Below are 12,850 nucleotides of genomic sequence, written 5' to 3' on the forward strand. Positions count from 1 at the left end.
ACACGATCAACCGCGATTGCGTCCCCGCAGCATGCTGTCGAGCACCTCGTCGCGGCGCACCCAGCCATGGAACAGCGCCGCCGCCAAATGCAGCAGCACGGTCAGGAACAGCAGATACGCCAGATACCCGTGAGCCTTGCGCAGCAACGCAAATACCTGCGCATCCGCCGGCACGATCGACGGCAATTGCAGGGACGTGCCGAGCATCACCGGATCCCCCGCCGCGCTGATCATCGCCCAGCCCAGCAGCGGCAACACCAACATCAGCGCATACAACAACAGATGAGAGGCCTTGGCCGCCATCACCTGCCAGCCCGGCAGATCCGCCGGCAGCGGCGGCTGGCGAGTGCCCAGTCGCACCAGAATGCGCACGATCACCAAAGCGAGTATCGCGATGCCCAATGGTTTGTGCAGATTGATCAACCATTCATGCCGCGCCGACACCGAGGTCACCATGCCGGCGCCGATGAACAACATCGCGATGATCATCAACGCCATCAGCCAGTGCAGCAAGCGCGCCAGCGGATTGAAATGAGTCGGTTGCGTGCTCATGGGCGAGCCTCCTTTTTGCCGGTTGGCAGTTGGCTGACTTCGCTGGTGCGACGCAGGTAGGAATCGGCGTAACCGGCCGAACGCGCGGCCAGCAACGGATCGTCGGAACCCTGAATGCCGGCCGGCAGCACCAGCGGATCGTAGTTGATGTCACGGCATTCGCCGCTGAGTTGCGGCTGGGTCTTTTCCAGCACCAGGGTGCCGGCGTTCAACACCTTGCGACCGGGAGGCCAGGTCTTGCTCGCATCGTTCACCGGATCGTCGGCATTGGCCAAGGTGATGTTCAACTGATAACGCAGCGGCCCTTCGGCCAGGCGCTGCACCAAGTCTTTCTCAAGGAAATCGCTACCTTCAGGCGCAGTCGCACCGGCAGCGTCCTGGGCCAGAGGCGTCATGCTCCAGCGCACCGCTTGCTTCTTGCCGCTGGCATCCACCAGATAGAACGCGTTGACGCTGTTGTAGGTTTCCGTCGCGTAACTGGCCGACGGTTTGGCGGTTTTTATCCAGGTCAGAAACGGTACGGCTTCCGGGTGTGAGGCAAAAAATGCCGGCACTTTGGTCGGATCCGGTTTACCGGTGGCAGGATCCGGCGATTGCGCCTGCTGCAACTGATAGAACGCCTCGGGCGTGCCGACCGGGAACACCGGCATGCTGTTCATCCCGGTGCGCCACTGCTGGCCGTTTGCCTGAGTGAAACGCAGCGCCAGACTGCGGATCGGTACGGCGCTGTCCGGCGCATACGGACTGCCGGCTGGCAACGCAAAGCGCCCGACCACCGGCGTGCGCGGCTCATTGAACACTTGCGCGACAGAATACGCGCGAGCCTCGCCGCTGCTCTCGAAATGTCCGATCACGCAAACACCTTTGGCGTGATTGCGGCGAAAGCCGGGATGCACGCCGTTGTTCTTTTCCAGCACATCGACCAACGCTTTTGGCGTCAGGCGTTGTGGGTCAAATGAACCATGGACGTAGGCAAACGCCCCGGCCAGGGCTGCGACCACTACGGCGATTCCGCCAAGACGCAACACCAGGTTCGCGGCACTCAGTGGCGGGCGTTGAGGCCCGCCGGGCGGTGAGCTGCGATCAACCATGAAAGACTCCAGGGCCATCGGCCATAGGGAAAGGTGCTATGAGACGCACGCCTCGTAGGATTATTCCCTCTGAACTGTAGTTTCTTTCATGGAGTGGCGTCGGAGTCCAATCGCGGCCGGCTAAATCTGATCGAAACGCGGCGCGCGTTTTTCCAGAAACGCCTGCATGCCCTCCTTCTGTCCAGGTGTCGCGAACAGGCCGTGAAACGAGCGTCGTTCAAACAGAATGCCCTCGCGTAATCCCGACTCTGACGCCCGGTCCACCGCTTCCCGGGCAGCCCGTGTCGCCGTGCGGGGAAATCCGCCGATGCGCTGTGCAATGTCCATGGCCTGCTCCAACAGGTGATCGGCGTCTGTCACACGCGACACCAACCCTGCCTGTTCGGCCTCACGGGCGGACAGTGTGCGACCGGTCAGTATCATGTCCATGGCTTTTGCGCGGCCAATCAACCGGGTCAGGCGTTGCGTACCGCCCATGCCCGGCATCACCCCCAGAGTGATTTCCGGCAATGCGAACTTCGCGGACTCGGCCGCCACGATCACGTCGCACATCATTGCCAATTCACATCCTCCTCCGAATGCGAAGCCCGCCACCGCCGCGACTTTTGGCGTGCGCAGAGCGGCAAACGCATCCCAGCCGGCGAAATGGTCTTCCTCGATCATTTCCAGGCAGGACTTTTCGTACATCTCCTTGATGTCGGCTCCGGCAGCGAAATAATCCCGGGTACCGGTGATGAGGAAACATCCGACACCCGGATCACTGTCCAGCGGTTGCAAGGCCTCCAGCAATTCGCGCATCAGTGATGTATCCAGCGCATTTCGTGCGTGCGGGCGGTTGAGGCGGATCAGTACCACGGGGCCGTGTCGTTCAATCAATAGGTTCATCGCAATCTCTTTGAATAGCGGAGTGAGTGGAAAAACACCGACGCGCCGTCAGGAATCCCAGATCGCGCCGTAGGCCGGAATACCCCGGGACTCCATTTCCTCGACTACTCGCTCGGTCAGCTTCTGATTGGAAATACAGATCACCGCTTCCGCGCCGTGGGTTCGAACGGCGGCATACGCCAGCGCCACCAGATCCGGCTTGCCCAACCGGTCGGTGTCCCAGATATGGGCATCGGGTTGTGCCTGCAGGATTTCCTCCACCAGCGCATCACCATAGGTCTCGCGCGGGCTGCGGGTGGACCAGATCAGGTGGATCGGCACCTGCCGCGCCAGCAGATGCGGCAGCACCGGCCCAATGCCACTGCCGGTGGCGACGTACACCACTGACTTGAACAGGGTTTCGATATGGGCGACGCCTGCCGTGGTGATGCCCTTGACCCAGACATGGCTCGGCGGCTGCTCGATCAGTTCACCGGTCCAGTCGCCGGCACGGGAAATGATCAGGCGAAAACCCTGTTCGTCCGGTGCAGGAATGTTGGCAAACGAGTGCCATTCCCACAGCGGATGGCGACTGATTGCGGTAGAGGATCCGGCGAACGGTGTGTGGTGATTGAACCGGGCAATCACCGCATGCGACGACGGTTTGACCAGCGTCACTGGCACCTTGCGCAGGCGCAGCCAGGGCAAGGCAATGCTGAGTGTCAGGAGCGGCAGCATCCAGAATGAAACGGACGTCAACAGTACTTGCGCCAAGTCGGCGCCAGGATGACGATCCCGGGCAAACACCAGCGTCATGCCCCAGAACAGCAGCAGCGCCGCCCAACCGGCGAACCGATGGGTGCGTTCGAAAGCGTTGTGAAACCGTGAGCGAATCCCCGGCAACGCCATGATCGCCATCAGCAGCAACAACCCCAGAAGCGCGGCGCTGATGGCCAGCAGCGTCAGCGAAACCCCACCTGCCCCGTCGGTCCTTTGCCAGATCATCGAGCCGAGCAGCGCAACGAACCAGACAATCGCGGCCATCGCCCCGCCACTGTGCAAACCGCCGAAGTGATAAACCTTGGCCAGCGAGCGACGAATCGCCAGCGGCCAACACGTGGGAGCCCGGGTCGCCAGCCAGAACAGCAGATTGATCAAGTATTGCTGACGAATCAGGATCGCCATCGACAGGTTCGCCAACACCAGCTGCGACAATGCCTCCAACGCAACCTCCGAGGCCGACCACCACTGTCCGACGGTGATCCCGTACACCAGCGCCCCGAGGTTCGCCAGCAACACCAGCGCAACCAGGCGGTTGTAATGTGAAAACAGCGGCAGCGTTCCCAGGCGCCGCCAGAGCGGACGTCGCGGTGGCAGGGCAAAAGCGTCGTCGACCTGACTCATTGCCCCGCCTCCTGCCGGGCGGCAGCGAGCTGCGCCTGATGCGCCTGTGCCCGCTCAAGCAACAAGCGTTTGTCGACCTTGCCCCTTGAAGTCAGCGGGATGTCATCCACCGGCAGAATCATCGAAGGCACGCAGTAATAGGCCAGACGCTCCTCGCAACGGCGTCGCGCCACATCGGTGTCCGTGGATGCAGGAAAGACGAAAGCCACCAGATGACGGTTATCGAACTTCAAGGTCACCGCGCGCTCGCAGCCCGGTGCAGACTCCAGCGCAGCCGACACCGAGTCCAGCTCAACGCGAAAGCCCCGGACTTTCACCTGATCGTCCACCCGGCCCAAGTGTTCCAGTTCGCCGTCAGCAGTCCAGCGCCCCAGGTCACGGGTGCGAAACATCATGCGGCCCTGTCCCAGAAACGGATCGAGGCGGTAACGCTCGGCAGTCAGGGCAGGATTGCCCAGATACCCGGCCGTCACACAGTCGCCACCGGCCCACATTTCGCCCTGCTCACCCGGCGCGCACAGTTGGCCCGTTTCATCCAGCACATACACGGTGTTGTTGGGCGTTGGCGTGCCGATCGTCAACGGGCCCGTGCCTCGGTAATGCTGCATGGTGTTGACGATAGTGGTTTCTGTGGGGCCGCAAGCATTGTAGAAATCGCAAAAGGACGCCCAGCGATCAGCCAGGGGCTGCGGGCACGGTTCGCCGGCCAGGGCCACCACCTTCACCTGACTGCAGCGCTCCGGATCCAGCGTGGCGAGAATCGATGGGGTCGCGATCAGCACGTCACACTGCTCGGCGGTTTCGGCAATGTCCTTGCCCCGGATCAGCAGCGTCGCGCCATGGGCCAGGCACCCGAGGATTTCCCAGGCGGCCATGTCAAAGGCGATATTGAGAATCTGCCCGACGTTCATGCCCGGCCCCATGCCGAGATTGCCGGGGCCGGTCAGCAGAATGTTGCAGACATTGCGTTGGGTCACCCTGACACCGTTGGGCTGACCGGTCGTGCCGGACGTAAACAGCACAAAACACAGGGCATCCGGTGACGAAATGTTCGCCCCCACATTCACGTCATCGGCGGCCAAGCCCGGCGTGTCGATGAACGTATCCAGATGAATGCAATGCTGCCCGGTCGTCAGCGGAATCCCGTGGGCCAGTGTTGAAAGCGTCAACACCACCCGCGTCGAAGCAATCGACATGATGTGGCTCAACTGCGTGGCCGGGGTGATGCCGACATGCTGGGGAATATAGGCAGCGCCCACCTTCAGGGTCGCGAGCATGCCCACCAGCATCGGGATCGAACGTTCGACAAACAGCGCCACGTGATCGCCCGGGGCTACGCCATGACTCGACAACAATCTGGCCAACCGGTTGGCCTGGCGGTTCAATTCGCCATAGGTAAGGCTCTGCCCCTGAAAACGCGCGGCCACATGCTGCGGATGAGTCGCCGCCCGCGCTTTGATCGCACGGTGGATCAACGAGAACTCGGGCTCGGCCACCGGGCCGCAGCCGAATGTCCGCCAGTCAGGTACTGCACTCGGTGTGGCTGGGGTATTCATTACGATTGCATGCATCTCAAACATCCCTTTTGCTCAAATCATCGTTTCAGCCGCTTCGTCCATCGATTGCCTGTTGGCGACATCGATGGCTGCTTGCGCTTGTCGGACGGGTTGAGCCGGGAGATTTGAATCCATTACACGCACTACAGAACGCGGCGAACTTTCCTACGTCGCCAGTAATGAAATCTTTCAACTCCTGGAATGGAATAAGCTGTGTCGAGAGGCGTCTTTCCTACCACTACCGCGCTTCTGGCCCAGAGCATGTCCCTGTCATGAATACACTCGACGAGCAATTACGCGATCTGATCCCCAGATTGCGCCGCTTCGCGCTGTCGTTGACACGCAACAGCAGCAGCGCCGACGACCTGGTGCAAGCCAGCCTCGAGCGGGCGCTGTCGGGTTGGGGCGACAAACGCGCCGACGGCGATCTGCGGGCCTGGCTGTTTTCGATCCTGTACCGGCAATTCCTCGATGCGCATCGGCGTTCGCGGCGTTATGCGCGGATGCTCGAATTCTTCACCGGCCGCGACGACGCCGAGCCCTCGGTGGAACGTACCGTGATTGCCCAATCGACCCTGCAGGCCTTCGACCGACTGCCCACCGAACAGCGCGCGCTGCTGCTGATGGTGTCGGTGGAAGGCTTGACTTATAAGGAGGTCGCCGAGATTCTCGACGTCCCCACCGGCACCGTGATGTCGCGCCTGTCCCGTGCTCGCCAGGCCCTGCGCCAGCTCAGCGACGGGGAAATCAGCAGCCCTTCCTTGCGGATACTCAAATGATCAGTCTGCCCCCCAACGAACGTGACCTGCACGCCTACGTCGACCACCAGCTCAGCGAGGCCGACCGGCATGTGCTGGAAACCTGGCTCGCCAGCCATCCGGACGAAGCGGCGCAGGTTCGCGCCTGGCAACAGGACGCCCAGCACCTGCGCGCCGCCCTCGGCGGTGCCTTGCAACAACCGGCCAATCCTGACCTTGATCCGGCGCTGATCCGTCAGCGCCTCAAACGCCAGTCACGCCGCCAGTGGGCCAGCGCGGCGGTGCTGCTGATTGCCGTCAGCCTCGGCGGTGTCGGAGGCTGGAAGGCCCGGGACATGACTGTGTTTCATCCCCCGGCACCGATGACGGATGCCTTGCAGGCGTACCGTTTGATCGCCCAGCAAGGGCTTCTGCCGGCGGACTACAAGGTCGATGGTGACGGCGATATCCAGCGTTGGCTCGACCGTTATTTCACTCAGGCCAATCGCCTGCCGGACCTGACGTCGGCCGGTTTTGCACCGGTCAGCGGCCGTCTGCTGAGCACCGATGAAGGCCCGGCGGCGATGGTGATGTATGAAGACCAGAGCGGGCACAAGGTCAGTTTCTACGTGCGCCCACCGGGACCTAAAAATACCTTTCTGCCCCGGGGCAGCCGCCAGGACGGGGATCTGCAGGCCGAGTACTGGTCCGGCAAGGGCTACAACTACGCAATGGTCAGCCCGACCGATACCCCGGCGGCGAAAATGCTCAAGCAATCCGTGAGTTTCTAGCCGGTTCAGAACCCCACATCCAGCACCACATTGTCCAGATAGGTCCCAGCGGGTGGTGTGGTCTGGTCGGTGTAGATTTTCGCGTTGTAATTGAAGATCTGGCTGCCGGTGCCCAGCCCGTTGCCGGGGTTGACCTCGGCATCGCTGCTGGCCCGACGGGCCGCACCGACACTGCCCCAACGGGTGGTCCCGGCGCTCTTGAAAATGTCGTAGGCCAGATAGTTGCTGCCGGAAATCATCCGCCGCCGTCCGCCGACACTCAGCGCATTCTGCCCGTCGTTCAGCCCCACGGTGTAGGCACTGCCCTTGGTGCAGGCGAGGTTGATGGTCTGCCCGGTCACCGGGGTGAACGCGCTGACCACCGGCGCGCTGCCGAAAGCGATGTTCGGGGCAGTGATGGTGCAGTCGTTGGACACCGTCAGGTTGACCGTCAGTGTCGTGGTACCGCTGTTGATGTCGCGGCCCAGGCAAAGCCCGCCGACACCGATGCCCGAGCAATAATTCCAGTTCCAGAAAATGCTCAGGGTTTCGGTATATATCCCAGCCGCCACATTGCTGCCGATGGTGGTCCCGAAATAGAGCGGAACGGTTTTCGGCACCGTACCGCCCAATAATCCCAAGGCATCGATGATACCGTTGCGGGCAAAATCATAGGCGGTACCGCGCGTCAGCGGGTAACTGGTGCTGTTGTTGGCGTAGACCGTGTAACCGATCACGTCGCCGGTGGGGCCGAGCAAACCGCTCTGGGTCGAGGTAACGGTGGCCCAGAAATGGTCATTGTTGGTCAACAGAGACAGCAGCGAACCGGTGCAACTCAAGCCTCCGTTCAGGGTAGAACTGGGTTGCGAGGTGGTGCGCACGGCGATCGAACTGATGTTCCCGAACCCGGCCGGTGTGGTGGTGACCACCGAACACAGCGCCTGCGCCAGTCCCGGCAACAGCAACAGCAGCCACAAAACAAACCGCGCCCGGATCATTGGCACACCAGCGGGCCGATCAGCGGCACTTCATCCTGCTGCAGGTCGACGCTGAATTGCGCCTTGCAGGTCTTGCCGTCCGCGAGAGTCACCCGCAGCGAATTCTGCGCCTGAAGATTTTCCAGATAGACCAGCCCATCCCAGCCGACCACCGTCCGCGTACCGCTCTGCTCGTGCAGCACGCCGCTGCCCAGCGGCAATTCCTTTTGTTGCGCGTCCACCAGCACGATACTCGCGGCGATCACCCGGCTCAGCGGAAACTCCAGCAGATAGCCACTGCCCCGGCGCACCGCTACACGCTGTTCGACATTCGGGCTGCGTACGTTGGCCGGAAGGTTCAGCGGATCGATTTCGTACTTGCCGCGGTAATAGGCGCTGCTCCACGGCACCAGCAAGTGGCCGTTACGGTCGGTCTGGCCGACCTGCTGGTTCTCGTAACGCACCGGAATGTCCGCGTAGCCGTCGGTGCTGACCACCACGAACGCATCGTCGATGCGATTGGCAGCGAACACTTGATCATCCATCCACACCAGCGAACCGCTGGCATCGGCCCAACGGGTTTCGGCGTCGGACGTGCCGTAGACGCCCGCCTGCAATTGCACCGATTGCAGGCGCCAGGTCAGGTCGGCCTGGCGGTAATCGGCGCCGTCGCCCTTGGCGTAGCCGAGATTGAAGCCCACCCCGCCCTCGGACGGTACGGCGCGGCTGTAGTTGACCCGCTGCTGCGTCTGCCCGGTCTTGCTGCGTTCGCTGCTGATGGCCAGGCTGCCGCGCAGGTCGAACGGAATCACCAGTTGCGCCTGCACCGCCCAGTTGCTGTCGCCGATTTCGCGGTTGGCCGACAGGTAGAAACTGCTGTTGCGCCACAGCGGTTTGCTCCAACTCAGGTTGAGCAACCGTGTGCGCGTTTCGTCTGCCGCACGAATGTCAAAATACCCGACGCCGAGACTGCCCCAGCGTTCGAGATTGAGGCTCAGGGTCGCCTGCTCACTGCGCTTGCTGAGTGTGGTGTAAGGGCTGTCGACCACGGTCAGGTCGGCGTAACGGTCGCGGCGTTGCAAACGCTGATAGGAAAAGCTGTAGCGTTGGCCGCTGTATTGATAACCGAGGCTCAATTGCTGACCGCCATCGCCGTCGAAACGACTCTGGCTGATCGCGCTGTTGAGCACCCCGAAATTGCCCAGCCGCAAGTTACCGCCCAGCCCGCCGAGCGTCAGAGTATCCGCCGCCTCGGCGTGACTCTCCAGAGTAAAGGTGTCGCTGACGCCATAACGCAAACTGCCCGAGGTGACGCCCGGCCCATAGCTGAAATCCTTCAGGCCGTAATCCCGGCGTAGCGTACCGGCGGCCACCGAAAAATCGCTCAGGCCCTTTTGCAGCAGGCTGCTGGTGACATAGAACGGCACCGTGGTCGACACCTGCCGGCCCAGCGCATCGGTGGTCACCACCACCGCCTCACCCGCGCCGTTGATAAACGGAATGTTGGTCAGGGTGTACGGCCCCGGTTGCAGGTCGGTGCTGCTGGATTTGTAGCCGTTGATGAACAGATCCACCGAGGACGGCACCGCCGCTTCCCCGGCGAACTGCGGCAGCGGATAGGTCACCAGATCCGGGCGCACCGCAAAATCCCTCGAGAATTGCACGCCGCCCAGCCGCACCGAACTGCTCCAGGGCAAGGCGCCGCTGACCAGGTCCCCGGCCTCGTAGGTCAGCATCCGCTCATCATCGGAGTAGCGCCAGGTGGTGTCGTAACGCAGATAGCCGTTGTCCAGCGTGCTGACCGCATCCCCCGACAACGTACGGCGATATTGCCCGGTGCTCGACAACGTGCCCCAACTGTCGAACACCCGCACTTCGTTCCACGCCGCCAGATAGGTGCCGGCGTCGTCGGTGTCATTGAGGTACAGGTCATAGTTGAACAACGCGCCGAAACTGCTCAGCGCCGGGGTGCGCGGATAGACTTCACGGTTGCCGATGAACTGCTCCGGCAGCCAGTCCGGTGGCACGTCGAGCAGCAGTCGCTGGCTGACGCTGTCGTAATCGCTGTGCAGGCCCGGCAGGCCGTCGAGATCGACTTCGGTACCCGCCTCTTCCGGCAGCTTCATGCCGGTGTCGCGCAATACGCTGGCCGGCAGGAACAGGCGCCCGCCGCGCTGCTCCACCGCCACCACCCGGCCGGTATTCATCTGGTTGACCACCAGTTCCAGAAACAACTGTGCATCGCTGACGGCCTCCATGCCGCTGGGAGGCGGCGGCAATTCGCCGGCCCCGGATGGATGAATGAACATCAGGCACCACGCGCCGGTCATGAGCCACAACGGACGCTGAATACGTCGAGCCCATCCTGGACTCATTAGCGTGTTACGTCCGTCAATGGACTGATTCCTCCTGAAACCGCTGGCGCCGAAGCCTGATCACTTCGACATGACTCGCTACGGCTATCGCGCCGGCGGAATGCTCTGCACCTTCGCCGCGCCATTGATCCGCCCGGCCAGCTCTCCCGTCACCGGTCCCGGTGCCGGCCAGCGCATTACCGCGCCGGGCAATACGTAGCCGAGCAATCCCTCGGCCAGCGGCTTGCTTTGGCTGCCCTGCTTTATGGCCACGTCGGTCAGTCGCGCATGAACCGCGCCCTGATTGCGCACTTCCACATAAGGACGCCCCTCCACCGCCACCGTGCGCCAGCTCAGTTGCGGCAGGCCGATGCCCTTGGGGTCACGTTGACGGGCGCTGTCTTCCTTGCTCCACAAACCCGCGCCATAGGCGAACAGCGGCACCGAGTAGCGCATCTGGAAGCGAATCGCCGCAGCGGTCTTGCCGTCTTCGGCAACGGGGGGCTGAGCCGAGGGGATTTCATCGATGATGATCCGGTACGCCAGTTCCTGGCCTGGCGGCACGTCCTTGGTGCGGGTCAGGCGCACCAGTTGCTTCTGGCCCGGCTCGATCTTCGCCACCGGCGGGCTGCCGATCACCTCGCGCTGATTGCGGTATTGCTCTTCGAAACCGCTCTGGCTCCAGCCGAACACGCGGATCTGCAGGTTGGCGGTTTCCGTGCCGCGATTTTCCAGCCACAGCGCACTGGCCTGCTGATCGGCCTCCAGCACCGGATCGATCGGCCAGATCAGCACCGAACTGGCGGCCTGGGCCTTGAGCGTCCCGAACATGACCAGCGCCAGCACGGCGCAACAAACGGACGAATAGCGTGACGTGAAAAACCCCATAAACCTGCTCCTTGTCATTTCACATCACCACGACAGCTGCACCTGCAACACATCGCTGTATGTCCCCCCGGGCTGATTGCCCGGCAATTGCACCTGACCGTAGATCGGCAGACTGATGTTGTTCGCATCGCTGTAGGCCACTGCCACACTCTGGCCGATGCCCAGGCTCTGGCTGTACGCCGCATCGCGAAACAGCGCATACGCCACCTTCGCGCTGCCTCCACTGATCTGCATGCGTCGCCCGCCGCTGTTGTACTGGCCGCCATCGACCGTCATGTTCAGCGCCACCCCCGGCGTGCATTGCAGCGTGACGCCACCGGTCAACGCGACCTGCACCGTGCCGGTAGCCAGCGCCGAACGCGAACCGAAATTCAGCCCGCCATAGTTCGATACGCCCCCCACCACCAGACAACCCGGTGTCACCGTGGCACTGACCTGAAAACTCTGGCTGGTCACCGCCGCCAACGGCAGCGGCAAGCTGCCCGCACACAGCAGAAGCAGCGCCGCACAGCGATGTCGGCCCATGACACTAGAACGTCAGTTCAACGGAAATCGTGTCGGTGTAGGTGCCCGCCGGCAGCCCGGCCTTGCCCACCGCCTGACCGTAGATGTTCACGGTCTGCGCCACACCGGTACTGGCGGCGAGGTTGATCACCCCGTCGATGGCCAGCAATTGCGAGTGCCCGGCGTCGGTGTACAGATCGTACGGCACATAGTTGGCAACCCCGTCGTACAACGCGCGGGTACCACCCGGCGAGAGCCCGTCATGGGCGCCGGCGCGGACCTTGACCGTCGGCGTGGTGCCGGCCGAGCACAGGATCGACAACGCCCCGCCCCCGCCGCCCAGCACCTGCCCGGTGGCCGTGGTGAACAGGCTGTTGGCGGTGCCGAAGTTCAACGCACCGAAGTTCAGCCCGGTAGAACCGCCGGAACCGTTGACCTGGCAACTGCTGATCAGGATCAGGCTGGAGGTGATCTGGCCGGTGACCGTGGTGGCGGCATTGACGCTGGAAGCGAGCGTCAGGCCGAGCAACGACAAACCTATCCTTGATGCAATCGTACGCATGGTGTCCGTCCTCTACGGGGTTACCAGTCGAGCGTCACCGTCAGGGTGTCGGTATAGACACCGGCCGGTACCGCACGGGTGTTCGCCACCACCGAGCCAAATACCGGGATGGGTATCTGTGCGCCGCTGGTGACAGCGAAATTGTGTTGTTGACCGATGCTGTAGCTCTGGCTGCCCGAGGCATCGAGGAACAGCTGGTAAGGGAGCGTCTGGCGCCCGTTGCTCAGGCGGCGTGTGGTGCCGTCGCCATGGGCGCCACCGTCGATGGTCACGGTAAACCCGGTGACCGAAGGATTGCAGGCGACATTCAGCTGGCCGCTGCCCGCTTCGCTGAGACTGGCCTTGATCGGTGCGTTCCAGGTCGGGCCCTGCTGGCCGAAATCGAGAGAGCCCAGCCCATCCACCGGGCTGGCGGGGCTGGTAGCGTTGGTCACCTCGCAGCCGGCAATCAGCGTCAGCCGCGCAAGGATCTGCCCACTGACTGCCGCTGCCGCGGTCTCGGTGAACAACAGCAATGTGGCTGCGGCGATTACCCGCCCGTGTCTGCCCATCATTGAGCCCCTACTCCTTCAGGATTACTCGACCACTGCG

Annotated in this window: 13 protein-coding genes; 2 read left to right on the forward strand and 11 right to left on the reverse strand. The window is 62.7% G+C overall.

Features of this window, described 5'->3' with window-relative positions; genetic code table 11:
* Positions 1-6: 6 nt before the first annotated feature.
* The 5 genes from ABFB52_RS19025 to ABFB52_RS19045 all read right to left on the reverse strand — a co-directional run bounded on the left by ABFB52_RS19025 (position 7) and on the right by ABFB52_RS19045 (position 5,482).
* Positions 7-552, reverse strand: coding sequence for a cytochrome b (locus ABFB52_RS19025; protein ID WP_011335009.1), 546 nt, complete (start codon positions 550-552; stop codon positions 7-9).
* The gene (locus ABFB52_RS19030) at positions 549-1,643 is read right to left on the reverse strand and encodes a catalase family peroxidase (protein WP_129972685.1); all 1,095 of its coding nucleotides are present in this window, start codon (positions 1,641-1,643) and stop codon (positions 549-551) included. Before ABFB52_RS19030 ends, ABFB52_RS19025 begins: the two co-directional genes overlap by 4 nt.
* 120 nt (positions 1,644-1,763) lie before the next feature.
* A complete protein-coding gene (locus tag ABFB52_RS19035) occupies positions 1,764-2,528 on the reverse strand; it encodes an enoyl-CoA hydratase-related protein (RefSeq protein ID WP_129972684.1) in 765 nt (254 codons plus the stop codon).
* 48 nt (positions 2,529-2,576) lie between these two features.
* Positions 2,577-3,911 carry a hypothetical protein gene (locus tag ABFB52_RS19040; RefSeq protein WP_085745939.1) on the reverse strand — a complete coding sequence of 445 codons (1,335 nt, stop codon included), beginning with the start codon at positions 3,909-3,911 and terminating at the stop codon, positions 2,577-2,579.
* Complete coding sequence (locus ABFB52_RS19045; protein ID WP_346836091.1) at positions 3,908-5,482, reverse strand: amino acid adenylation domain-containing protein; 1,575 nt, start codon at positions 5,480-5,482, stop codon at positions 3,908-3,910. The genes ABFB52_RS19040 and ABFB52_RS19045 overlap by 4 nt, the downstream gene beginning before the upstream one ends.
* Positions 5,483-5,739: 257 nt before the next feature.
* On the opposite strand from ABFB52_RS19045, the gene ABFB52_RS19050 reads away from it, so the two are divergent.
* Both ABFB52_RS19050 and ABFB52_RS19055 read left to right on the forward strand, forming a co-directional pair.
* Positions 5,740-6,246: a sigma-70 family RNA polymerase sigma factor gene (locus tag ABFB52_RS19050; RefSeq protein ID WP_129972682.1), complete on the forward strand. Its 507-nt coding sequence runs from the start codon at positions 5,740-5,742 to the stop codon at positions 6,244-6,246.
* Positions 6,243-6,995 carry an anti-sigma factor gene (locus tag ABFB52_RS19055; RefSeq protein ID WP_129972681.1) on the forward strand — a complete coding sequence of 251 codons (753 nt, stop codon included), beginning with the start codon at positions 6,243-6,245 and terminating at the stop codon, positions 6,993-6,995. The genes ABFB52_RS19050 and ABFB52_RS19055 overlap by 4 nt, the downstream gene beginning before the upstream one ends.
* 5 nt (positions 6,996-7,000) lie before the next feature.
* Here the strand turns inward: ABFB52_RS19055 and ABFB52_RS19060 are convergent, their stop codons facing one another.
* The 6 genes from ABFB52_RS19060 to ABFB52_RS19085 all read right to left on the reverse strand — a co-directional run bounded on the left by ABFB52_RS19060 (position 7,001) and on the right by ABFB52_RS19085 (position 12,813).
* Positions 7,001-7,972 carry a spore coat U domain-containing protein gene (locus tag ABFB52_RS19060; protein WP_129972680.1) on the reverse strand — a complete coding sequence of 324 codons (972 nt, stop codon included), beginning with the start codon at positions 7,970-7,972 and terminating at the stop codon, positions 7,001-7,003.
* Complete coding sequence (locus tag ABFB52_RS19065) at positions 7,969-10,326, reverse strand: fimbria/pilus outer membrane usher protein (protein ID WP_129972679.1); 2,358 nt, start codon at positions 10,324-10,326, stop codon at positions 7,969-7,971. The genes ABFB52_RS19060 and ABFB52_RS19065 overlap by 4 nt, the downstream gene beginning before the upstream one ends.
* An 84-nt stretch (positions 10,327-10,410) precedes the next feature.
* Complete coding sequence (locus ABFB52_RS19070; RefSeq protein WP_085745933.1) at positions 10,411-11,193, reverse strand: molecular chaperone; 783 nt, start codon at positions 11,191-11,193, stop codon at positions 10,411-10,413.
* A gap of 24 nt (positions 11,194-11,217) precedes the next feature.
* Positions 11,218-11,718, reverse strand: coding sequence for a spore coat U domain-containing protein (locus tag ABFB52_RS19075; protein ID WP_085745932.1), 501 nt, complete (start codon positions 11,716-11,718; stop codon positions 11,218-11,220).
* Between the two features lie 4 nt (positions 11,719-11,722).
* Positions 11,723-12,259 carry a spore coat protein U domain-containing protein gene (locus ABFB52_RS19080; RefSeq protein ID WP_007951533.1) on the reverse strand — a complete coding sequence of 179 codons (537 nt, stop codon included), beginning with the start codon at positions 12,257-12,259 and terminating at the stop codon, positions 11,723-11,725.
* Between the two features lie 20 nt (positions 12,260-12,279).
* Positions 12,280-12,813, reverse strand: coding sequence for a spore coat U domain-containing protein (locus ABFB52_RS19085; RefSeq protein ID WP_085745931.1), 534 nt, complete (start codon positions 12,811-12,813; stop codon positions 12,280-12,282).
* Between the last annotated feature and the right edge of the window lie 37 nt (positions 12,814-12,850).

Source organism: Pseudomonas sp. 9.2(2024) (assembly GCF_039695385.1).
Classification (GTDB): domain Bacteria; phylum Pseudomonadota; class Gammaproteobacteria; order Pseudomonadales; family Pseudomonadaceae; genus Aquipseudomonas; species Aquipseudomonas paraglycinae.

Coding starts and splice junctions, on each gene's coding strand:
- ABFB52_RS19030 (WP_129972685.1), bottom strand. CDS start 1,643: ATGGTTGATCGCAGCTCACCGCCCGGCGGGCCTCAACGCCCGCCACTG.
- ABFB52_RS19025 (WP_011335009.1), bottom strand. CDS start 552: ATGAGCACGCAACCGACTCATTTCAATCCGCTGGCGCGCTTGCTGCAC.
- ABFB52_RS19040 (WP_085745939.1), bottom strand. CDS start 3,911: ATGAGTCAGGTCGACGACGCTTTTGCCCTGCCACCGCGACGTCCGCTC.
- ABFB52_RS19070 (WP_085745933.1), bottom strand. CDS start 11,193: ATGGGGTTTTTCACGTCACGCTATTCGTCCGTTTGTTGCGCCGTGCTG.
- ABFB52_RS19065 (WP_129972679.1), bottom strand. CDS start 10,326: ATGAGTCCAGGATGGGCTCGACGTATTCAGCGTCCGTTGTGGCTCATG.
- ABFB52_RS19060 (WP_129972680.1), bottom strand. CDS start 7,972: ATGATCCGGGCGCGGTTTGTTTTGTGGCTGCTGTTGCTGTTGCCGGGA.
- ABFB52_RS19045 (WP_346836091.1), bottom strand. CDS start 5,482: ATGCATGCAATCGTAATGAATACCCCAGCCACACCGAGTGCAGTACCT.
- ABFB52_RS19035 (WP_129972684.1), bottom strand. CDS start 2,528: ATGAACCTATTGATTGAACGACACGGCCCCGTGGTACTGATCCGCCTC.
- ABFB52_RS19075 (WP_085745932.1), bottom strand. CDS start 11,718: ATGGGCCGACATCGCTGTGCGGCGCTGCTTCTGCTGTGTGCGGGCAGC.
- ABFB52_RS19055 (WP_129972681.1), top strand. CDS start 6,243: ATGATCAGTCTGCCCCCCAACGAACGTGACCTGCACGCCTACGTCGAC.
- ABFB52_RS19050 (WP_129972682.1), top strand. CDS start 5,740: ATGAATACACTCGACGAGCAATTACGCGATCTGATCCCCAGATTGCGC.
- ABFB52_RS19080 (WP_007951533.1), bottom strand. CDS start 12,259: ATGCGTACGATTGCATCAAGGATAGGTTTGTCGTTGCTCGGCCTGACG.
- ABFB52_RS19085 (WP_085745931.1), bottom strand. CDS start 12,813: ATGATGGGCAGACACGGGCGGGTAATCGCCGCAGCCACATTGCTGTTG.